The sequence below is a fragment of the Aurantimonas sp. HBX-1 genome (assembly GCF_021391535.1).
Taxonomy (GTDB): Bacteria; Pseudomonadota; Alphaproteobacteria; order Rhizobiales; family Rhizobiaceae; genus Aurantimonas.
Genome location: NZ_CP090066.1, coordinates 3986473 through 4006880 on the forward strand (window position 1 = coordinate 3986473; position 20408 = coordinate 4006880).

Here is a 20408-nt window from a genome sequence, read left to right on the forward strand (position 1 = left end):
GGCCGCGCCACCAGGCGGCGCACCCGGCATCGGAGCAGGAAACCACCGCCGCGTGTCCGAATCCCACCTGCCGAATGCTTCGCCCCCATCGCCCGCCGTCGGCGCGACGTCCGACTTCCTCGCCGGGCTCGGCTGGAACGACTTCTTCGCCGAACAGCTGACGGAGGACGAGGCGGGCCTGCTGCGCGCCCGCATATCCGCCGTCCATCGCACCCGCCTCACCGCCGTCACCGAGACCGGGCAGATCCGCCTGGCGCTGCCGCCGCATGCCAGCACCGCCGGCTTCGCGGTCGGCGACTGGGTGCTCGCCGACCCGCAGACCCACGTGCTGCACCGGCGGCTGGAGCGCCGCACGCTGATCTCCCGGCGCCTCGAAGGCAGCCGCATGCCGCAGCTGACCGGCGCCAATGTCGACACGCTGTTCATCGTCACCTCGTGCAACGCCGACTTCAACCCGGCCCGGCTGGAGCGCTATTTGGCGCTGGCCAACGAGGCCGGGACCGAGCCGGTGATCGTCCTCACCAAGGCCGACACGGTCGAGGACGCGGCGGATTTCGTGCGCCAGGCCGCGGCGCTGCAGCGCGGGCTCCCGGTCGTCACCCTCAACGCCCGCAGCCCGGAAGCGGCGACTGTGCTGTCCCCCTGGTGCGGTCCGGGCCGGACCGTGGCGCTGATCGGCTCCTCCGGCGTCGGCAAGTCGACGCTGCTGAACACGCTGGCCGGGCCCGGGCAGGAGCGCCCGCAGGAGACCGGCGCGATCCGCGAGCACGACGCCAAGGGCCGCCACACCACGACCTCGCGCTCGCTGCATGCCATTGCGGCGGGCGGCTGGGTGATCGACTCGCCCGGCATGCGCACCCTGCATGTCAGCGACTCCGAGGGCGGCATCGACACCCTGTTCGCCGAGATCATCGAGCTCGCGCCGCAATGCCGGTTCCGCGACTGCACGCATCAGCACGAGCCGGGCTGCGCGGTGCTGGCGGCGGTCGAGGCCGGCACGCTCGATCCCGAACGCCTGGCGCGATGGCGCAAGCTTCGGGACGAGAACCGCGACAACACGCCGATCGCGGGTCATCGCGGCGCCAGCCCGGCGGGCCGCGGCCGCAAGCGCTGAAGCGCGGCTTGCTACAGGCGGCGGGTCAGGTCCCGCCATCGGCATAGAGCACGCGGTGGTCGAGCAGGAAGCGCGCGAACAGCGGCAGACTGGCCGCCCCGATCTCTCGCGCCGCCGCCCCGATCGTGCCTTCGCGGATCTCCAGCGGTGACAGGCCCTGGCGCTCGAGTGTCGCCATCTCGCGCGCCGTCGCTGCCACCAGGCGGGCACGGATCGCCGGCGGGAAGCTGCCGTCGATGACCGCGCACTCGAAGTCGTAGACGGCGCTCGCCGAAACCAGCGCATGCGCCAGGGCCCGCGCCGCCGCGGCAAGCCAGCGTTCGAGCACCGGGCCGAGACCGTCCCAGGCCCCGACATCGCGCCAGATCGCCAGCGGATCGCCGCCCTCGGCGGCGATCATCTTCTCCAGCACGTGGATCGAGGCGACGCCGATCAGCTGGCAGACCCCGCCTTCCCCGTCCGGGACGGGCATCGAGCCGAGCGCCGCGGCGTTGCCGGTCCGGCCGGTGACGAGGTCGCCGTCGATGACGATGCCGCCGCCGACGAAGGCGCCGACGAAGAGGTAGACATAGTCAGCCGAGCGGGTGGCGCCGAAGACGTTCTCGGCGGCGCAGGCGGCGGTGGCGTCGTTGGCCATGTGCACCGACAGACCGGTGACCTTCGCCAGCTCGCCGACGATGTCGACGGTCCGCCACTCCTCCATCGCCGCGACCGGCCCCCCCACGGCATCGGGCCAGGACCAGAGGTCGAAGGGGATGGCGACGCCGAGCCCGGCGATTCGGCCGGCGAGCGCCGGGGCAAGGGTGGCGGCCACCTCGGCTTCGGCGCGGCGCACGAAGGCCAGGATCTCGGCGAGACGCGGATAGGCGTAGGCGAGACGGCGGCGGGCGCGCACGACGCCGACGAAATCCATCAGCACCAGCTCGACGCTGCGCCGGCCGATCTTAAGCCCCAGCGAGAAGGCGCCGTCCGGATTGAGCCGCATGGGCACGGAGGGCTGGCCGACGCGGCCGCGGCGCGGCGTCTCGCGCAACACCAGCGCCTCGGCCTCGAGCACCCGCATGATCACCGAGGCGGTCTGCGGCGACAGGCCGGAGCGCCGCGCGATGTCGGCCCGGGCGATCTCGCCGTGGCGGCGGATCAGCGTCAGCACCGCCCGCTCGTTATGGGCGCGCAGACTGGCCTGGTTGGAGCCGCGCATCCGCCCGTCGCGTTCATTGCCCGGCGCCGGCGGCACCTGCTCGCTCTCCTGCATCGCCGCCCTCCCGCGTGCCGTTCGCCGATCCTCGCCCACCAGCCAGTGTCTGCCCGCCATGACACGTTCTCACCCGCCTCGACGTACGTCAATAAATAAATCCACATGATTTATGTTCATTGACAAGCCGCTTTCGCTGGTGTTTCGTAGGGGCGATCGGGTCCGCGAGGAGGCGGCCCGGCCTCGCCGCCCGGGGAGGATACCGGCGGCGAGCCATCGACATTCGGGAGGATTGTCCGTGAGATTTCGCACGCTGTTTGCTTCGACCGCCATCGCCGCGGTCGCCACGATCGCTTCGCCGGCCCTCGCCCAGGACGGGCCGGTCCGCGCCTGCCTGATCACCAAGACCGACATCAATCCGTTCTTCGTCAAGATGAAGGAGGGCGCGACCGCCAAGGCCGCCGAGCTCGGCGTCGAGCTGTCGACCTATGCCGGCAAGATCGACGGCGACCACGAGACCCAGGTGCAGGCGGTGGAGAGCTGCATCGCGGCCGGCGCCAAGGGCATCCTGATCACCGCCTCGGACACCAAGGCGATCACCGAAGTCACCCAGCAGGCTCGCGACAAGGGTCTCCTGGTGATCGCGCTCGACACCCCGCTGGAGCCGATCGACGCGGCCGACGCGACCTTCGCCACCGACAACTTCAAGGCCGGCGAGCTGATCGGCCAGTGGGCCAAGGGAACGCTCGGCGACGCGGCGGCGGACGCCAAGATCGCGCTGCTCGACCTGTCGCCGTCGGCGCCCTCGGTGGACGTGCTGCGCGACCAGGGCTTCCTGAAGGGCTTCGGCGTCGACATCAAGGACCCGAACCAGATCGGCGACGAGGAGGACCCGCGCATCGTCGGCCACGACGTCACCTCCGGCAACGAGGAGGGTGGCCGCACCGCGATGGAGAACCTTCTGCAGAAGGATCCGGACATCAACGTCGTCTACACGATCAACGAGCCGTCGGCGGCAGGCGCCTACGAGGCGCTGCGCTCCTTCGGCAAGGAGAAGGACGTGCTGATCGTCTCGGTCGACGGCGGCTGCCCGGGCGTCAAGAACGTCGAGGAAGGCGTCATTGGCGCGACTTCGCAGCAATATCCGCTCGACATGGCGGCCAAGGGCATCGAGGCGATCGCCGCCTTCGCCAAGGACGGCACCGTGCCGAAGCCGACCGAAGGGCTGGACTTCTTCGATACCGGCGTCAATCTGGTCACCGACAAGCCGGTGGACGGCGTTCCCTCGATCAGCGTCGAGGAAGGCACGGATCGCTGCTGGGGCTGAAGCTTCGCCTGGGCGGCCCCCGCCAGGGGGCCGCTTCTTCCTGACGCGTGCGTCCCCCATCCGAGCGATGGCGGACCTTGCCGGAGCCAGACGCCATGAGCGAGAGCCGCAACAAGCCCGCCGACTACGAGACAGCGGTCGCCGGCAGCGACGGCGCCGTCGCCGCCTTCCAGCACCGCGCCCGCGGGCCGCTCGACACCGTCCAGCACTTCCTGCACGGCTCCCCGACGATGGTGCCGATCATCGTCCTGCTGATCTCGGTGGCGGTGTTCGGCATGGTGTCGAACAATTTCTTCTCCGCCTTCAACCTGTCGCTGATCATGCAGCAGGTGGCGATCGTCGGCATCCTGGCGGCGGCGCAGAGCCTCGTCATCCTGACCGCCGGCATCGACCTGTCGGTCGCCGCGGTGATGGTGATGGTCTCGGTGATCATGGGCCGGCTCAGCATCGACTACGGCCTGCCGGTACCGCTGTCGATCGCCATCGGCCTGATCGTCGGCGCGCTCACCGGCCTGCTGAACGGCATCCTCGTCACCAAGGTGCGGCTGCCGCCGTTCATCACCACGCTCGGCACCTGGAACGTCTTCCTGGCGCTGAACTACTACCTCTCCAACCGCGAGACGATCCGCAGCCAGACGCTCGACGCCGAGGCGCCGCTGCTGAAACTGTTCGGCGAGCGCTTCAATGTCGGCGGCGCGGTGCTGACCTGGGGCGTCGTCCTGATGATCGTGATCTTCGCGGTGCTCTGGTACGTGCTGAACCGCACCGCCTGGGGCCGGCATGTCTACGCCATCGGCGACGACAAGGAGGCGGCGGAACTCGCCGGCATCCGCACCGACCGGACGCTGGTCTCGGTCTACGTGCTGGCCGGCGTCATCGCCGCCATCGCCGCCTGGGCATCGATCGGCCGCGTCGGCTCGGTCAGCCCCACCTCGTTCTTCGAGGCCAATCTGGAATCGATCACCGCCGTGGTGATCGGCGGCATCTCGCTGTTCGGCGGGCGCGGCTCGATCCTCGGGCCGATGATCGGCGCGCTGATCGTCGGCGTGTTCAATTCCGGCCTCCGGCTCGCCGGCGTCGACGTGCTCTGGCAGGTCTTCGCCACCGGCTGGCTGATCATCCTCGCCGTCGCCATCGACCAGTGGATCAGGAAGGTCTCCGCATGAGCGTCCAGCCCCCGGTTCTCTCCGCCCGCGGCATCGTCAAGAACTACGGCCGCGTCACCGCCCTCGACCATGCCGATTTCGACCTCTATGCCGGCGAGATCCTGGCGGTGATCGGCGACAACGGCGCCGGCAAGTCGTCGCTGATCAAGGCGCTGTCGGGCGCGATCACCATCGACGAGGGCGAGATCCGCCTCAACGGCGACGCGGTGCGCTTCACCTCGCCGATGCAGGCGCGCGACGCCGGCATCGAGACCGTCTACCAGAACCTCGCCCTGTCGCCGGCGCTGTCGATCGCCGACAACATGTTTCTCGGCCGGGAGCTCCGCAAGCCGGGCTTCCTCGGCACCTACCTGAAGATGCTCGACCGCCCGGCGATGGAGCGCATCGCCCGGGCGAAGCTCTCCGAGCTCGGGCTGATGACCATCCAGAACATCGGCCAGGCGGTGGAGACGCTGTCGGGCGGCCAGCGCCAGGGCGTCGCGGTCGCGCGGGCCGCCGCCTTCGGCTCCAAGGTGCTGATCCTCGACGAGCCGACCGCCGCGCTGGGCGTCAAGGAATCGCGCAAGGTGCTGGAGCTGATCCAGGACGTGCGGGCGCGCGGCATGCCGATCGTGCTGATCTCGCACAACATGCCGCACGTCTTCGAGGTCGCCGACCGCATCCACATCCACCGGCTCGGCCGCCGCCTCTGCGTCATCGACCCGAAGAACGCCACGATGAACGACGCGGTGGCGCTGATGACCGGCGCCAAGCAGCCGGAGCCGGCGATGCTCGCCGCCTGACAGCATCCGGGCGCGTTCAGCCCTCGGCGATTACCGCTGGCTCCGCGATGGCGGAGCCGAGCGGCGCGGCGGCCAGGCTTGCCTTCGCCACGCGGCTGCGCGCCTCCTCTCCCGCGAACAGGCAGGCCGCGCGGTGATCCTCCGACACCGCGATCAGCGGCGGCACTTGCTCGGCGCAGACCGGCTCGGCGATCGGGCAGCGGGTGCGGAAGGCGCAGCCGGACGGCGGGTCGATCGGCGACGGCGGATCGCCCTTCAGCACCGTGCGCTGCCGTTGCCGGGCAACGGCCGGATCGGGGATCGGCGCCGCCGACAGCAGCGCCTGGGCATAGGGATGCGCCGGGGCCCCGAACACCGCGGCGCGGCTGCCGATCTCGACCACCCGGCCGAGATAGAGCACCAGGATCCGGTCCGAGACCAGCCGGACCACCGACAGATCGTGGCTGATGAAGATCAGCGTCAGGCCGAGCCGCTGCTTCAGGCTCTTGAGCAGGTTGACGATCTGCGCCTGGATCGAGACGTCGAGCGCCGAGACCGGCTCGTCGCAGACGATCAGCTTCGGCTCGGTGATGATCGCCCGTGCGATGCCGATGCGCTGCGCCTGACCGCCGGAGAATTCGTGCGGGTAGCGGCTCGCCATCTCCGGCGCGAGGCCCACCTCGTCCATCGCCCTGAGCACCCGCTCGCGCCGCGCCTTGCGATCGAGCGAAGGCTCGGCGACGCGCAGTGGCTCGGCGATAATCTCGGCGACGGTCATGCGCGGGTCGAGCGAGGCGATCGGGTCCTGGAAGATGATCGACAGGTCGCGCCGCGCGCGGCGCATGTCCGCGTCAGACAGGTCCGTCAGGTTGCGGCCCTGCCAGACGACGCGGCCGGCCGTCGGCTCGATCAGCCGCAGGATCGAGCGCCCGAGGGTCGACTTGCCGCAGCCGGATTCGCCGACGATGCCGAGCGTCTCGCCCCGCCGGAGGTCGAAGGAGACGTCGTTGACCGCGGCGAGTTCCACGGTTTTCGAGAACATCGTTCGGCCGCGCAGCTCGAACACCGTCGACAGGTTCTGGACCGACAGCAGCGTCTCAGCCATGGGCGGGCTCCTCGGCCGCCGGGGCGCCGGCCGCCGCGTCGATGAAGGGGAACCAGCAGGCGGCGCGGCGGCCGGGCGCCACCTCGCCGAGCGGCGGGCGTTCGCGCCGGCAGCGGTCCTCGGCGTGCCGGCAGCGCGGATGGAACGGGCATCCCGGGGGCGGGCGCATCGCGTCCGGGGGCCGGCCGGGGATCGGGTCCACCGCCGCGATCTCGCGGTCGACGCGCGGGATCGAGCGCATCAGCGCCGCCGTGTAGGGATGGGCGGGACGCGCGAACAGCGCGTCCACCCCCGCCTCCTCGACGACGCGGCCGGCATACATCACCGCCACGCGGGTCGCGATGCCGGCGACGACGCCGAGATCGTGGGTGATCAGCACCAGGGCGGTGCCGAACTCGGCGGTCAGGTCGCGAAACAGGTCGAGGATCTGCGCCTGGATGGTGACGTCGAGCGCCGTCGTCGGCTCGTCGGCGACGATCAGCTTCGGCCGGCAGAGCAGCGCCATGGCGATGACGACGCGCTGGCGCATGCCGCCGGAAAGCTGGTGCGGATACTGCTCGAAGCGCCGCTCGGCCTCGGGAATGCCGACCTGCCGCAGCATCGCCAGCGCCGCCGACTCCGCGTCGCGGCGTTTCATGCCCTTGTGCACCTGCAGCGTCTCGGACAGCTGGTGGCGGATCTTCATCGCCGGGTTGAGCGCCGTCATCGGGTCCTGGAACACCATCGCCATGTCCTGGCCGCGGATGGCGTCGAGCCCCTTCTCCGACATCGCCAGGAGGTCGCGGCCCTCGATCAGCGCCGAACCGGTGGCGCGGCCGTTGCGCGACAGCAGGCCGAACACGCCGTTGAAGGTCTGGCTCTTGCCGGAGCCGGATTCGCCGACGACGGCCAGCGTCTCGCCCGGCGCGACCGACAGGTCGAGGTCGCTGACCGCGGCGACCTCGCCGTCCGGCGTGGCGAAGCGCACCGAATAGTCGCGCAGTTCGAGGACGGGCGGGGTGATCGCAGCCTGCATGGGTCTCACCGGTCCTTCGGGTCGAAGGCATCGCGCAACCCGTCGCCGACGAAGGCGAAGGCGAGCAGCAGCGTGACGAGGAAGCCGCCCGGGAACAGCAGCAGCCACGGGCTCACCTCGAGCAGGTCGGAGCCCTCCGAGATCAGCGTGCCGAGCGAGGTCAGCGGCTCCTGCACGCCGAAGCCGAGATAGGACAGGAAGCTCTCGGTGATGACGATCTCGGGGATGGTGAGCGTCGCATAGATCACCACCGGGCCGACCAGATTGGGAACGATGTGGCGCAGGATGATCGGGAAGGTGGCGACGCCCGAGGCCCTTGCCGCCTCGACGAACTCGCGCTCCTTCAGGCTGAGCGTCTGGCCGCGGACGATGCGCGCCATGGTCAGCCATTCCAGGAGGCCGATCGCGGCGAAGAGCAGATAGACGTTGCGGCCGAAGATCACCATCAAGAGGATGACGAAGAGGATGTAGGGCAGCGCGTACATGACATCGACGAAGCGCATCATCGCCTGGTCGACGCGGCCGCCGATGAAGCCGGAAATGGCGCCGTAGAGCACCCCGACAATCACCGAAACGGTGGTGGCGATGATCGCCACGAGCAGCGAGACGCGGGTGCCGTAGAGCGTGCGCGCGAGCAGGTCGCGGCCGTTCTGGTCGGTGCCGAAATAATGCCCGCTCTCGATCGACGGCGGCGCCCCGAAGGCCGACCAGTCCGGCGTCTCGTAGTCGTAGGGAACGAGCAGAGGGCCGATCAGCGCGGCAAGGACGATGAGCGCCAGGAGGACCAGCGAGACGACGGCCGCCTTGTTGGCGAAGAGCCGCCGCATGGCGTCGCGGCCCAGCGAGCGCGGCCGACCGGCCGGCATCTCTGTGTCGGTAGGAACGAAGGCCTTTTCCAGCGCCTCGCGCTTGTCGACGAAGAGCGTCATCGCGTCCGCACCTTGGGGTCCAGCCAGGCATAGGCGAGATCGACCAGGAGGTTCAGGACGACGATCAGCACCATGTAGAAGATCACCGTGCCGAGAACCATGCCGTAGTCGCGATTGAGCGCCGCGCCGATGAAGTAGCGCCCGATGCCGGGAAGCCCGAAGATCTGCTCGACGACGATCGAGCCGGTGAGGAGGTAGCCGGCGGCGGGCCCGAGATAGGACACGACCGGCGTCAGCGCCGGGCGCAGGGCGTGACGCAGGATGATGCGGCGCCGTCCGATCCCCTTGGCCCGGGCAGTCTTGACGAAATTGGCGTTCAGCGTCTCGATCATCGAGCCGCGCATCAGCCGCGAGATGCGGGCGACATGCGGCAGGGCCAGCACGATCACCGGCAGTGCCAGGAAGCGCAGCGACCCGTCGCCCCAGCCGCCGACCGGCAGCCAGTCCAGCTTGATCCCGAAGACCAGCTGCAGGATCGGCGCGACCAGGAAGTTCGGCACGACGAGGCCGGCCATCACCACGGCGGCGATGACATAGTCGGCGGCGCGGTTCTGGTAGAGCGCGCCGCAGATGCCGGCGGCGATCCCGCCGAGCACCGCGACGAGAAACGCCGTGCCGCCGAGGATCAGCGTGTAGGGCAGGCCGATGGCGAGCTGGCGCGCCACCGTGAAGTCCTTGGTGACGAAGGAGGGGCCGAGGTCGAACTGCGCCAGCCGCCCGAGATAGCGCAGGTACTGCAGGATCAGCGGGTCATCGAGATGGTAGTAGGCCCGCAGGTTGGCCATCACCTCGGGCGGCAGCGCCCGCTCCTGGTCGAACGGTCCGCCGGGCGCGAGCCGCAGGATGAAGAAGCAGGCGGTGACGGCGATCAGCAGCACCGGGATGGTCGACGCGAGGCGCCGCAGGGCGAAGGCCAGCATCGCTCAGCGCTCCCCGCGGGGCGGCACGGCGGAAGGGCGCCGCCGCGCCCCTCCGTTCGACACGCGGGCCACGCTCACTCGGCCTTGGTCAGCCAGCGGGTCCGGTGGATGTCGAAGGCATTGTCCTCGTAGCCGGAGATCTTCGGCGAGACGACGCTGCGCGAGGCGTAGAAATAGATCGGGATCGCCGCCGTCTCGTCCATCGCGAGCTTCTCCGCCTGCTTCAGGAGATCGGCGCGCGCCTCCATGTCGACGCTGGCGGCCGCCTCGTTCAGCAGCCGGTCGTATTCCGGGTTGCTCCACCCGCCGTAGTTCATCTCGACGCCGGATTTCAGCAGGTTGAGGAAATTGTCGGGGTCGTTGTAGTCGGCCAGCCAGCCGGCGCGCGCGACCTCGAAATCGCCCTGGCGGAGGTCGGCGTAATGCACCTTCACCTCGGTGTTGAGCAGCTCGACATTGACGCCCAGGGGCTTCCACATCGCCGCAATCGCCACGGCGACGCGCTTGTGGTTGTCGTCGGTGTTGTAGCGCAGCGTGACGTTCAGCGGCTTGTCGGGACCGTAGCCCGCCTCGGCGAGCAGCGCCTTTGCCTGTTCGATCTTCTCCTGATAGGGCAGTTCCGACCAGTCGACCTTGATGTCGGGTCCGTCGTAATTGGCCATGCCCGGCGGCACCCAGCCATAGGCCGGCAGTTCGCCGGTGCCAAGGACGTCCGGGCCGATCACCTCGCGGTAGACGCCCATCGACAGCGCCTGGCGCACCTTGGCGTCGTCGAAGGGCGGCTTCGTCGAGTTGAGGACGTAGTAATAGAGGCCGGCGAAGGGCGCGACATGCGCCTGGCCCGGCATGTTCTCCTCGAGCCACGCGTACTGGTCGGTGGGAAAGGCGGTGATGATATCGAACTCGCCGGCGCGGTAGCGGCGGAGCGCCGCGGCATTGTCCTCGAGCGTGAAGAACTTGACGCCGTCGATCGCCAGGCTCTCGGTATCGTACCACTCGGGGTTCCTCTCGGTCAGCACGTGGCTGCCGGGAATCCACTCGATCGGCCGGTAGGGTCCATTGGTGACGATGTTGTCGATCTGCACCCAGTCGCCGCCCTTTTCCTCGACCACGTGCCGGGGCAGCGGGTAAGCGGTGTAGTGGGTGAGCGAACCGAGGAAATACGGGGTCGGCTGCTCGAGCGTGATCTCCAGCGTCTTGTCGTCGATCGCCTTGACGCCGAGCTGGTCGAGATCGGTGATCTCGCCCTTGTTGATCTTCTCGGCATTCTTGATGGCATATTGCAGATAGGCGTATTCGGCGGCGTTGGCCGGGTCGAGCAGCCGCTTGAAGGCGAAGACGAAGTCGTCCGCCGTCACCGGCTCGCCGTCGGACCACTTGGCGTCCTCGCGCAGCTTGAAGGTGTAGACCAGCTTGTCGTCGGAGAGGGTGTAGCTCTCGGCCTGGCCCGGCACCGGCTCGGCCTTGGCATCCTCGGTCATCAGACCTTCGAAGATGTCGCCGGAGACGCGGTTCTCCCAGTCGCCGGACAGGCGCTGGGGATCGAGCGACGCGACGTCGCCGCCATTGTGGAGGTTGAGCTGGACGGCACCGGCGGCGCCGATGCCGACCACGGTGGACAGCGCCAGGGCGGCGGCGAAACTGCGGAAAGCAAAAACCATAATGGATCCTCGCGAAACGGCGGCAGCGCGGCCCACGGCGCTGCGCAAGGCTTATGTGTCGCCCGCGCCCGCCCGGATGTCCAGAGCGGAGAAGCCCAGCAAAACGGCATTCCGTAGGGTCGCCTTGAATTCAGGCAGTCGCAAAGTCAGGGCGGAACATCGCTAAGGCTGCCGGATATTTCCTGTGAATTACGCCGCCCGCAGCAGGCCGCCGACCGGTCCCCCTGGCTCCACGGCGGCTGATTTCAGCATCTGCGGCGATGCTACCTAAGGGCGAAGGCCGATCGATGCGGCTCCGGGACTGGTTGACGTCCGACGCCCTCATTACACCTGAACGCGAAATCGTTCATGGGAGCCCTCGATGGCCTACGACCTCTATTACTGGCCGATGATCCCCGGCCGCGGCGAGTATCCGCGCCTCGTGCTCGAGGCGGCCGAGGCGCCTTATCGCGACGTGGCGCGCCTGCCGGAATCGGAGGGCGGCGGCATGGCGGCAATGACGGCGTTCCTCGAGGGCGAGCGCGCCGCGTTCATCCCCTTCGCGCCGCCGTTCCTCGTCGACGGCGACATCGTCATTGCCCAGGCGGCGGAGATCTCGGCCTATGTCGGCGAGCGCCACGGCCTCGCCCCGCTGACCGAGGCCGAGCGTCAGTTCGCCCGCTCGGTGGCGCTGACCACCGCCGATCTCGTCGCCGAGGCGCACGACGTCCACCATCCGGTCGGGGTCGGGCTGTATTACGAGGACCAGAAGCCGGAAGCGGCGCGACGGGCGGAAGGCTTCCGGAACGAGCGGATGCCGAAATTCCTCGGCTGGTACGAGCAGTTGCTGGCGCGCAATCCGGAGGGCGACGCCTATCTCGTCGGCGACAGCCTCAGCCATGCCGATCTCGGCCTGTTCCAGACCATCGAGGGGCTGACCTACGCCTTTCCGAAGCGGATGCGGACGCTGATGCCGGATCATCCGCGAATCGCGGCGCTGCGCGACCGGGTCGCGGCGCATCCGCCGATCGCCGCCTATCTGAAGAGCGAGCGACGCATGGCGTTCAACGAGGACGGGATCTTCCGGCACTATCGCGAACTCGACGCCGCCTGAGGTGTCGGCGGATACGAAAACGCCCCGGCGGATGGCCGGGGCGCTGCTTCACTGTCCCGGCCCGAAGCCGGGAAGGCGTGTCAGTTGGCGAGCTTGGTCGCGAACAGCGCCAGGGCCTTCTGGTAGACGCCGGCGCGGTTCCAGTCGCGCAGGCGGGCGAAGTTCGGCTGGCCTTCCTGGTAGCCGGCGCCCGGCTGCCAGCCGTGCTGGCGAAGGAAGTTGGCGGTCGAATAGAGCACGTCGGGGGTGGAGTTGATCAGGTCGCGGCGGCCGTTGCCGTCGCCGTCGACGGCGAAGCGCAGATAGTTCTTGGCGAGGAACTGGGTCTGGCCGATCTCGCCGGCCCAGGCGCCGCGCATCTGGCTCGGCTGCATGTCGCCGCGCTCGACGATGGCGAGCGCCGCGAGCAGTTCCTCGGTGAAGAAGTCCGAGCGGCGGCAGTCATAGGACAGCGTCGCGAGCGACGAGAAGATGTTCATGTTGCCGGAGTTGGCGCCGAAGCCGGTCTCCATGCCCCAGATCGCCACCAGCACTTCCTTCGGCACCCCGAAGCGCTGCTCGACGGCGTTGAGCAGGCGGGCGTTCTGCTGGATGATGCGCTTGCCCTTCTTGACGAAGGACGCCGGCGCGCGGCGCTCCATGAACGCTTCCAGCGAGATGTTCATCGAATGCTGGTTGCGGTCGAGGCTGATGACCTTGGACGAGTACTGGGTGGGCATCAGCGCCGACTGGATCGTCCGCTGCGAGATCCCCGCCTGCTGGGCCTCCGCGGCGAACTGCTGCTTCCATTCGTTGAAGCCCGCGGCGCTGTTGCCGCACTGGGCGGCCAGGGCCGGGCCGGCGGTCACACCCAGCGCCAGGGTCGCCATCGCGGCGAGCCTTCTCACGTTCTTCAGTCTGGCCATCATCACGTCTTCCTCGTCGTTGCGGGCCGGGCGACCTCGAGGGCGCCCGAGCGGTTCGGATTTACGGGTTTCCTAACCGATCAGCCTGCCGTTGCGTAGTGCAGCACGGCGACACTGGCGGCTTGGTAAGGCGAAACGCCCTCGCATCCCGGGAGTTTGCACGAGCCAGCGCGACGCCCCGGTTGCCGGCGATTTTGCCGCAGCCCCGGTTTACGCGGGGTTACAGGCAACGCCGGGCGATCGAGCGCGGCCGCCGCTCCGCCTCCGGGAGGCGCCGGCTGCGACATGAAACCTTCGTGAGCAGCGGCCGGTGGACCGGGGCCGGGGCCGCCGCGGGGGCCGCGCCTCGGCTATTCCTCCCCCTCCCGGCGCAACCAGGCGAGCGCGCCTGCGGCAAATCCCTTGAATTTCGGCGTCCCGTCGAGACCTGCGACGAGCAGGCGGTCGGGCGCGGTGCGGCGCTTGACGAAATGATAGAGACGCGACCGGGTCCCGCCGGTGCGCACCAGCAGCAGGCTCGGCGCCAGCACGAAGGCGTCGAGTTCGCCGGCGAGTGCCGCAAGCGGCGAGCCGCCCTCCGCGACGACCAGAAAGAGCCGCGTTTCGCCATCGCCGTCCGCCACAATGCAACCCTCCCGCCGTTCCGCCGCCGTCACTTCGCCAGCTGGAACTCTTCGAAGCGCTGCAGCGCGTCCTCGATCGCTGGCTTGTCCGACACCGGCGACGCGTCACCGATCCAGTTCCATTGCTGGATCAGCACCTTGCCGGCGGCCCGATCGGTCTTCAGGTCGAGCGCCGCGACGATGCGGTCGCCGGCCAGCACCGGCAGGGCGAAGTAGCCGAGCAGCCGCTTCTCCTTCGGGACGTAGGCCTCGAAGCGATGGGCATAGCCGAAGAACTGCTCCAGGCGCTTGCGCTGGATGACCAGCGGGTCGAAGGGCGACAATATGTGAACCAGCGCGGCCTTGGGGTCCGGGATCGTCTCCAGCGTCTCGGGCGCGGCCCAATGCGGCGTGTCGCCCGCCCCCTCCACCCGCAGTTCCACCAGCTGCCGGCGCTTTGCCCGCGCCTCCAGCAGCGGGCGGATCACCGGCTTGAGCGAGGGCTGCAGGTGGCAGATCGAGTCGAGGCTGACGACGCCCTGCGACCGCAGCGCCCGGTCGATGCGGTAGTCGAGGACCTGACGCGGCGTCGCCGGCCGCGGCCGCGCCTCCCAGCCGAAATGCCGGTCCGTCAGTTCGTAGGTCTTCAGCATGCCGGCGCGGGCCGAGATGACGAGGTCGCCATTGTAGAACGCCATCTGCAGCGCCCGCTTGGAGGGCTTGCGGCTCGCCCAGGCATGGTCCTTCTCGACGAGCACGTCGTCGTCGATGTCGCGGATGGTCAGCGGGCCGTTGTCCCGGATCAGCGTGAGAACCTTGCGCATGTCGGCCGCGGTCACCGCGCCGAACCACTTCGCCGGCGCCGCGCGATGCCGGCGCATCGCCGGCAGGAAGAAGCGGAAGTCCTTCGCCGGCACGTAGGACAGGGCGTGGGTCCAGTACTCGAAGACGGTCCTGTCGACGCTCTGCGCCCGATGGAGATCGGCGCGCTCATAGGCCGGGATTCGGGTCCAGAGAATGTGGTGGTGGCTGCGCTCGACCACGTGGATCGTGTCGATCTGGACATAGCCGAGCTGTGCCACCACCGCAGGCGTCGCCGCGGCGCCGGCCCCGAACGGCGCCGGCCGGTCGAGGCACTGGGCACCGAGCCAGATCCGGCGGGCCGCTGCCAGGGGGAGCGTGGGCCGGGCGGGCGGCGCTGGCGGCATGGCGTGTCCCTCGTCGCAAGACCGGCGGACGTGCCGGCATCACCGTCCTAGCCGAGCCCACGGCCCGCGTCATCGCACCGCGGGCGGATGGCGGCGATGCGCATGAAAAAGGGCCGCGTCCCGAAGGAGCGGCCCCTGATAGTCCGGCTGATGGGTCGAAGGGACCCGATTTCAGCTTACTGGACGACGGTGGTGCTCGACTCGTCCTGCAGCGCCTTGCCCGACTGGGTGACCGGCGCGGTCGACGGCGAGAAGGTCGCGCCGGAACCCGGAACCAGAACGTCCGAGACGGTGTCGGCCGCGCCAACCGTCACGCCGGCCACGCCCTCGGCGACGGCCTCGCGCTCGGCGGCGCGGTTCAGCTCGATCTCGGCCTCGTTGCCGGGCACGATCGTGTTGTTAACCGGGCTGTTGACCGTCGTGGCCATCTCGTTGCCCGTGGTCGCCGCGACGGCGTTGCGCTCGTCGGCGCGGTCGAGTTCGATGGTGGTCTCCGAGCCGGGGATCTGCGGCGTCTGCTCCTGGGCGAGCGCTGCGCCCGAAAGCAGAGTAGCGGAAAATACAGCGATAGTGAAATTACGAACGTTCTTCATTTGTGGTCATTCTTTCTTCTGCGACTGCAGCTTAAACGGTTTTTATCTAGATGATCGATGTCGGTGCATCGTCGTCGGGGGGCTAACTGGCTGGGGCCGGTTTGGTTTCTTCACGGACTGTCAACGAAACGTGTACGTTCGGCCTGGTACGGGACACGGCTGCCAGCCGGGGCGCACCAGTGACCGCCGTGGAACAGCCTGCGACAGCGGGTGCGACGTGCCGCCGCACCCGATCAAGACGTTGCGGTGACAGCGAAGATCAGTGGCCGATGGCCGAAGACGCCGGGCGCGCGACCGTCACCGGGGCGGGATCGGCAGACGACGGTCCCGACAAGGCGCGCAGGGCGTTGAGGATCACCGCCACGTCGATCGCCTCCTGGAACAGCGCCCCGGCGATCGGCGTCAGGTAGCCGAGGGCGGCGGCAACCATGCCGAGGCCGGAGAGCCCCAGCCCGACGACGACGCTCTGCATGGCGATGCCCCGGGAGCGGCGGGCGATGACGACGGCCTCGGCGACGCGGTCTATCCGGTCCACCAGGAGGACGACGTCGGCCGCCTGCGAGGAGGCGGTGGCGCCCCGCGCGCCGAGGGCGATGCCGACGCTGGCGGCGGCGAGCGCCGGCGCGTCGTTGATGCCGTCGCCCACCATCATCGTCGGGGCGAGGCGATGTTCGGCCCCGACGATCTCGACCTTGCGCGACGGCGTGCAGTCGGCGTGGACGAAATCGAGGCCGAGGACGGCGTCGATGGCGTGCGCGGTCGGGGCATCGTCCCCGGTCACCATGCCGATGCGCCTGATGCCGGCCGCTCGCAGCCCCCGGATCGTCGCCACCGCATCCGGCCGCAGCGCGTCGCCCATCACCAGGAGGGCGGCGAGTTCCCCGTCGATGCTGACATAGATCCGGAGCGTGTCGCCGTGATCGCCGGGAGCCGCCCAGGGCGGCACCGGCCGGTCCGGCCAGACCATCTGGCGCGAGCCCGCCCGGACCAGCCGGCCGGCGACGTTGCCCTCGAGCCCGGCGCCGAGGGTCTCGCGGATGTCGGACGGAAAGCTGAGCGCCGCGCCGCGCTGGCGGGCGGCGTCGATGACGGCCTCTGCCAGGACGTGGTGCGAGCCCTGCTCCAGCGAGGCGGCGAACGCCAGCGCCTCGGACGCATCCACCCCCGGCGCCGTGCGGATCTCGACCAGGCGTGCTCCGCCCTCGGTGAGCGTCCCGGTCTTGTCGAACAGCGCGGTGCGCACCTCCGAGAGGGCTTCCAGCGCCGCGCCGCCCTTCATCAGGATGCCGCGCCGCGCCGCCCGCGAGACGCCGCCGATCAGCGCCACGGGCGCCGCCAGGATCAGCGGGCAGGGCGTCGCGACCACCAGCACCGCCAGACCCCGGATCGGATCGCCCGACAGCGCCCAGGCCGCCCCGGCGACCGCCAGCGTCAGCGGCAGGAGCAGGATCGCGAAGCGGTCGGCCATGCGGATGAACGGCGCCTTGGCGGTCTGCGCCGCCTCGACCATGCGCACGATCCCGGCATAGGTGCTTGCCTCGACCCTCGCCGTCGCCCGCAGGTGGAACGCCTCGCCGGCGTTGACGCTGCCGCTGCGCAGCTTCTCGCCGCTGTCGCGGCGCACCGCGATCGGCTCGCCGGTAAGGGCGGATTCGTCGAGGCTCGCCTGCCGGTCGAGCAGCACGCCGTCGACCGGCAGCACCTCGCCGGCGCGTACCAGCAGCCGGTCGCCGACCTCCACCATGGCGACCGCCACATCGACATAGCCGTCGTCCGACTGGCGGTGCGCAAGGCGCGGCGTGCGGTCGGTGAGCGCCGTCAGGTCGGCCTCGGCGCGGTGCATGGCGAGGTCCTCGAGCACGTTGCCGCCGGCGAACATGATCGCCACGACCAGCGCCGCGAGCGGCTCGCCGAGCGCCAGCGCCGCGCTCATCGAGACGAGCGCGATGGCGTCGACGCCGACCCTTCGCTGCCACAGCTTGACGGCGATCGACCCGGCCAGCACCGCGACGACGGGGCCGGTCGCGACCGCCCAGACCAGCGCCGCAAGCTCGCCCTGCCCGCGCCACCAGAACACGCCGCCGAGTGACAGGCCGACGAGCGCCACGACCAGCATAGCGCCATGCAGGAAACGGGTGGTCATCGCCCGGCCGCGCCGCCTGCCCCTGTCATCTCAGCCGCGTCCCGGCAATCACCGCTGCCTCCTCGCACCGGGCAAGCAGGCTCTCGGCGAGGTCGACGCGCAGCTGCAGCTCGCGCCAGCTCTCCTGCAGGCGCACGGTCGCCCGCGGCGGCGGGCAGCGCCGGTGGTCGCGGGCTGCGGTATCGGCGTCGTACTGGAACGGCGTCAGCGATGGCATCGGATCCTCCCGGAGATGAGGTCGCCGAGGCTCGCCGCTTTCGCCGGGCCCGGCCTTGATCTGGCGCAACCCGGGCACGCAGCACCGCTTGACCGGCATCAAGGCGCCGCCTCCGTCCGGCGGCAGGATGCCGGCACGCCGCAGCCGGAGCCGATCCATGCCTCGCCGCATCCTGATCCTCGTCGGGCACCCCGACCCCGCCCCTGAGCGCTTCTGCCGCGCCCTTGCCGAAGCCTATCGCGACGGCGCCGCCAGCGCCGGCCACAGCGTCCGCGTCATCGACCTCGCGACGCTGGACATTCCGTTCCTGCGCAGCCAGGAGGCGTTTCTCCATGCCGGCGTGCCGGCGGATCTCGCGCCGGCCAGCGCGGCGATCGTCGAGGCCGAGCACATCGTCCTGATCTTCCCGCTCTGGCTCGGCACCATGCCGGCGCTGCTCAAGGCCTTCCTCGAGCAGACGATGCGCCCCGGCCTTGCCTTCCTCTACGGCGCGGGGCCCGCTGGCCTGCCGAAGCCCGCGCTTGCCGGACGCTCGGCGCGGATCGTCGTCACCATGGGCATGCCAGCGCTCGCCTACCGGCTCTGGTTCCGCGATCACGGCATCGCCTGCCTCAGGCGAAACATCCTCAACTTCGTCGGCATCAAGCCGGTGCGGGAGACGCTTTTCGGCAGCGTGGACTCCGCGAGCAAGGCCCGGCGCGACCGCTGGCTCGCGGCGATGCGCAAGCTTGGCACGCGCGGCATCTGACGGTCTCGGCGCGGGCCCATCCGCCGTTTCGTCGGCCAGGCGCAGAAACGGGCAGCCAGGGCCGCCCGTCTCGTCGCGCTCATCCTGACAGGCGGACCGTCAGTGGCTGATCATCCAGGGACGCTTGGAAGGAAACCCCTTGGCGGCGTTCGCAGCGGGCGGCGAGAAGCCCTTCGGCTTCGGCCCGCAGCAGCCGCAGCCGGCGCCGTGGCCGCCGGAGGCGCGCTTGGGCTCGTTGGCGCTGCGCTCGTTGGTGGCGCTGGCGCCGCGCCGCCCGGCATCCATCATCGACAGGCGCGGCGCGGTGAGGATCACCCGCCGCGCCGCGTCGCCGCAGTCCGGACAGGGCGACGGCTCGGCGGCCTCCGCCATCGGGCGGAGGCGCGTGAAGGTGCCGCAATCGTCGCAGGCATAGTCGTAGAACGGCATCTCAGAGATCCGGCGCCAGCGGCATGTCGATCGAGCCGTCGAGATATTTCGTCGGCCCGTCGACGCCAGGCATCAGGTCGAACTCGAAGATGTCGGTGGGCAGCCACAGCGTCGCGCAGGCATTGGGCACGTCGACGACGCCGGAGATGTGGCCCTGCACCGGCGCGGTGCCGAGGATCGAGTAGGCCTGGGCACCCGAGTAGCCGAACTTCTTCAGGTATTCGATGGCGTTGAGGCAGGCCTGGCGGTAGGCGATGTGGACGTCGAGATAATGCTGCTTGCCGCCCTCGTCGACCGAGATCCCCTCGAAGATCAGGAAGTCGTCGTATTTCGGCGCCATCGGCGAGGGCCGGAAGATCGGGTTCTTGATGCCGTATTTGGCCATGCCGTCCTTGATCAGCGACACCTTGATGTGCAGCCAGCCGGCCATCTCGATGGCGCCGCAGAAGGTGATCTCGCCGTCACCCTGGCTGAAATGCAGGTCGCCCATCGAGAGCCCCGCCCCGTCGACATAGACCGGGAAATAGACCTTCGAGCCGCGCGACAGGTCCTTGATGTCGCAATTGCCGCCATGCTCGCGCGGCGGCACGGTGCGGGCGCCCTCGGCCGCGGCCTTGTCGCGCGTCTCGCCCTTCAGCTTGCCCATGTGGGCGCTCGGTCCGCCGTCGGGCAGCGTCGCCAGCGTCGGCACGCGGGTCGGGTCGGTGTCGAACAGAGCCTTCTCGCGGCTGTTCCAGGTGTCGAGCATCTTCTGGTCGGGCAGGCAGCCGATCAGGCCGGGATGGATCAGGCCGGCATAGCGCACGCCGGGGATGTGGCGCGACTTGGTGAACATGCCCTCGAAGTCCCAGATCGACTTCTGCGCCATCGGGAAGTGCTCGGTCAGGAAGCCGCCGCCATTCTGCTTGGAGAAGAAGCCGTTGAAGCCCCAGAGGCTGTGGTCGAAGGCGCCGATGTCTAGGATGTCGACGACCAGCAGGTCGCCGGGGGCGGCGCCCTTGACGCCGATCGGGCCGGACAGGAAATGCACCTGGGAAAGGTCGACGTCGCGCACGTCGGCGGCGTCGTCGTCGTTCTTGATCTGGCCGCCGGTCCAGTCGAAGGTCTCGATCTTGAAGTCGTCGCCCGGCTCCACCCAGCAGGCCATCGGGATGTCCGGGTGCCAGCGGTTGTGGATCATCTCGTTGTCGTAAGGCGATGTGTCGAGATCGACCTTGATGAGCGTGTCGGTCATGTGCTGTCCCCCTGTTTTCCTTGGATGATGCGGGTGGCTGGGT

At 69.6% G+C, this 20408-nt stretch carries 20 protein-coding genes; 6 read left to right on the plus strand and 14 right to left on the minus strand.

The window, feature by feature from the left end; genetic code table 11:
- Window positions 1–67: 67 nt before the first annotated feature.
- Window positions 68–1114 carry a ribosome small subunit-dependent GTPase A gene (gene rsgA, locus LXB15_RS18875; protein ID WP_233953250.1) on the plus strand — a complete coding sequence of 349 codons (1047 nt, stop codon included), beginning with the start codon at window positions 68–70 and terminating at the stop codon, window positions 1112–1114.
- A gap of 25 nt (window positions 1115–1139) precedes the next feature.
- On the opposite strand, the gene LXB15_RS18880 is transcribed toward rsgA, so the two are convergent.
- Window positions 1140–2369, minus strand: coding sequence for an ROK family transcriptional regulator (locus LXB15_RS18880; protein ID WP_233949903.1), 1230 nt, complete (start codon window positions 2367–2369; stop codon window positions 1140–1142).
- A gap of 238 nt (window positions 2370–2607) precedes the next feature.
- Between LXB15_RS18880 and LXB15_RS18885 the strand changes: the two genes are divergently transcribed.
- The 3 genes from LXB15_RS18885 (at window position 2608) to LXB15_RS18895 (ending at window position 5584) form a co-directional block, all read left to right on the plus strand.
- Window positions 2608–3636 (plus strand): sugar ABC transporter substrate-binding protein, encoded by a 1029-nt coding sequence (locus LXB15_RS18885; protein WP_370640134.1) that lies wholly within the window; start codon window positions 2608–2610, stop codon window positions 3634–3636.
- A gap of 95 nt (window positions 3637–3731) precedes the next feature.
- Window positions 3732–4802, plus strand: coding sequence for an ABC transporter permease (locus LXB15_RS18890; RefSeq protein WP_233949904.1), 1071 nt, complete (start codon window positions 3732–3734; stop codon window positions 4800–4802).
- Window positions 4799–5584 (plus strand): ATP-binding cassette domain-containing protein, encoded by a 786-nt coding sequence (locus tag LXB15_RS18895; RefSeq protein ID WP_233949905.1) that lies wholly within the window; start codon window positions 4799–4801, stop codon window positions 5582–5584. The genes LXB15_RS18890 and LXB15_RS18895 overlap by 4 nt, the downstream gene beginning before the upstream one ends.
- Before the next feature lie 16 nt (window positions 5585–5600).
- On the opposite strand, the gene LXB15_RS18900 is transcribed toward LXB15_RS18895, so the two are convergent.
- The 5 genes from LXB15_RS18900 to LXB15_RS18920 form a co-directional block, all read right to left on the minus strand.
- Window positions 5601–6668, minus strand: coding sequence for an ABC transporter ATP-binding protein (locus LXB15_RS18900; RefSeq protein ID WP_233949906.1), 1068 nt, complete (start codon window positions 6666–6668; stop codon window positions 5601–5603).
- A complete protein-coding gene (locus LXB15_RS18905; protein ID WP_233949907.1) occupies window positions 6661–7683 on the minus strand; it encodes an ABC transporter ATP-binding protein in 1023 nt (340 codons plus the stop codon). The genes LXB15_RS18900 and LXB15_RS18905 overlap by 8 nt, the downstream gene beginning before the upstream one ends.
- Window positions 7684–7688: 5 nt before the next feature.
- Complete coding sequence (locus tag LXB15_RS18910; RefSeq protein WP_370640135.1) at window positions 7689–8612, minus strand: ABC transporter permease; 924 nt, start codon at window positions 8610–8612, stop codon at window positions 7689–7691.
- Window positions 8609–9532, minus strand: a complete 924-nt coding sequence (locus tag LXB15_RS18915; protein ID WP_233949908.1) for an ABC transporter permease subunit — start codon at window positions 9530–9532, stop codon at window positions 8609–8611. The genes LXB15_RS18910 and LXB15_RS18915 overlap by 4 nt, the downstream gene beginning before the upstream one ends.
- 74 nt (window positions 9533–9606) lie before the next feature.
- Window positions 9607–11193, minus strand: coding sequence for a peptide ABC transporter substrate-binding protein (locus tag LXB15_RS18920; protein WP_233949909.1), 1587 nt, complete (start codon window positions 11191–11193; stop codon window positions 9607–9609).
- 361 nt (window positions 11194–11554) lie between these two features.
- Between LXB15_RS18920 and LXB15_RS18925 the strand changes: the two genes are divergently transcribed.
- Complete coding sequence (locus LXB15_RS18925) at window positions 11555–12286, plus strand: glutathione S-transferase (RefSeq protein WP_233949910.1); 732 nt, start codon at window positions 11555–11557, stop codon at window positions 12284–12286.
- Between the two features lie 80 nt (window positions 12287–12366).
- Here the strand turns inward: LXB15_RS18925 and LXB15_RS18930 are convergent, their stop codons facing one another.
- The 6 genes from LXB15_RS18930 to LXB15_RS18955 all read right to left on the minus strand — a co-directional run bounded on the left by LXB15_RS18930 (window position 12367) and on the right by LXB15_RS18955 (window position 17954).
- Complete coding sequence (locus tag LXB15_RS18930; protein ID WP_233949911.1) at window positions 12367–13194, minus strand: lytic transglycosylase domain-containing protein; 828 nt, start codon at window positions 13192–13194, stop codon at window positions 12367–12369.
- Between the two features lie 347 nt (window positions 13195–13541).
- Entirely contained in the window at window positions 13542–13814 is a 273-nt protein-coding gene (locus LXB15_RS18935) for a hypothetical protein (protein WP_233949912.1), read from the minus strand.
- A 29-nt stretch (window positions 13815–13843) separates the two neighbouring features.
- A complete protein-coding gene (locus LXB15_RS18940; protein ID WP_233949913.1) occupies window positions 13844–15001 on the minus strand; it encodes a winged helix-turn-helix domain-containing protein in 1158 nt (385 codons plus the stop codon).
- 176 nt (window positions 15002–15177) lie between these two features.
- A complete protein-coding gene (locus LXB15_RS18945) occupies window positions 15178–15594 on the minus strand; it encodes a hypothetical protein (RefSeq protein ID WP_233949914.1) in 417 nt (138 codons plus the stop codon).
- 259 nt (window positions 15595–15853) lie between these two features.
- Window positions 15854–17737, minus strand: a complete 1884-nt coding sequence (locus LXB15_RS18950) for a heavy metal translocating P-type ATPase (RefSeq protein WP_233949915.1) — start codon at window positions 17735–17737, stop codon at window positions 15854–15856.
- A gap of 25 nt (window positions 17738–17762) precedes the next feature.
- A complete protein-coding gene (locus LXB15_RS18955) occupies window positions 17763–17954 on the minus strand; it encodes a hypothetical protein (protein WP_233949916.1) in 192 nt (63 codons plus the stop codon).
- Window positions 17955–18111: 157 nt separating this feature from the next.
- Between LXB15_RS18955 and LXB15_RS18960 the strand changes: the two genes are divergently transcribed.
- On the plus strand, window positions 18112–18702 hold the full coding sequence (locus tag LXB15_RS18960) for an NAD(P)H-dependent oxidoreductase (RefSeq protein ID WP_233949917.1): 591 nt from the start codon (window positions 18112–18114) through the stop codon (window positions 18700–18702).
- A gap of 99 nt (window positions 18703–18801) precedes the next feature.
- Here LXB15_RS18960 and LXB15_RS18965 read toward each other — a convergent pair whose 3' ends face one another.
- Together LXB15_RS18965 and fmdA are read right to left on the minus strand one after the other, a co-directional pair.
- Window positions 18802–19131, minus strand: a complete 330-nt coding sequence (locus LXB15_RS18965) for a zinc ribbon domain-containing protein (RefSeq protein ID WP_233949918.1) — start codon at window positions 19129–19131, stop codon at window positions 18802–18804.
- A gap of 1 nt (window position 19132) precedes the next feature.
- The gene (fmdA, locus tag LXB15_RS18970; RefSeq protein ID WP_233949919.1) at window positions 19133–20365 is read right to left on the minus strand and encodes a formamidase; all 1233 of its coding nucleotides are present in this window, start codon (window positions 20363–20365) and stop codon (window positions 19133–19135) included.
- Window positions 20366–20408 lie beyond the last annotated feature (43 nt).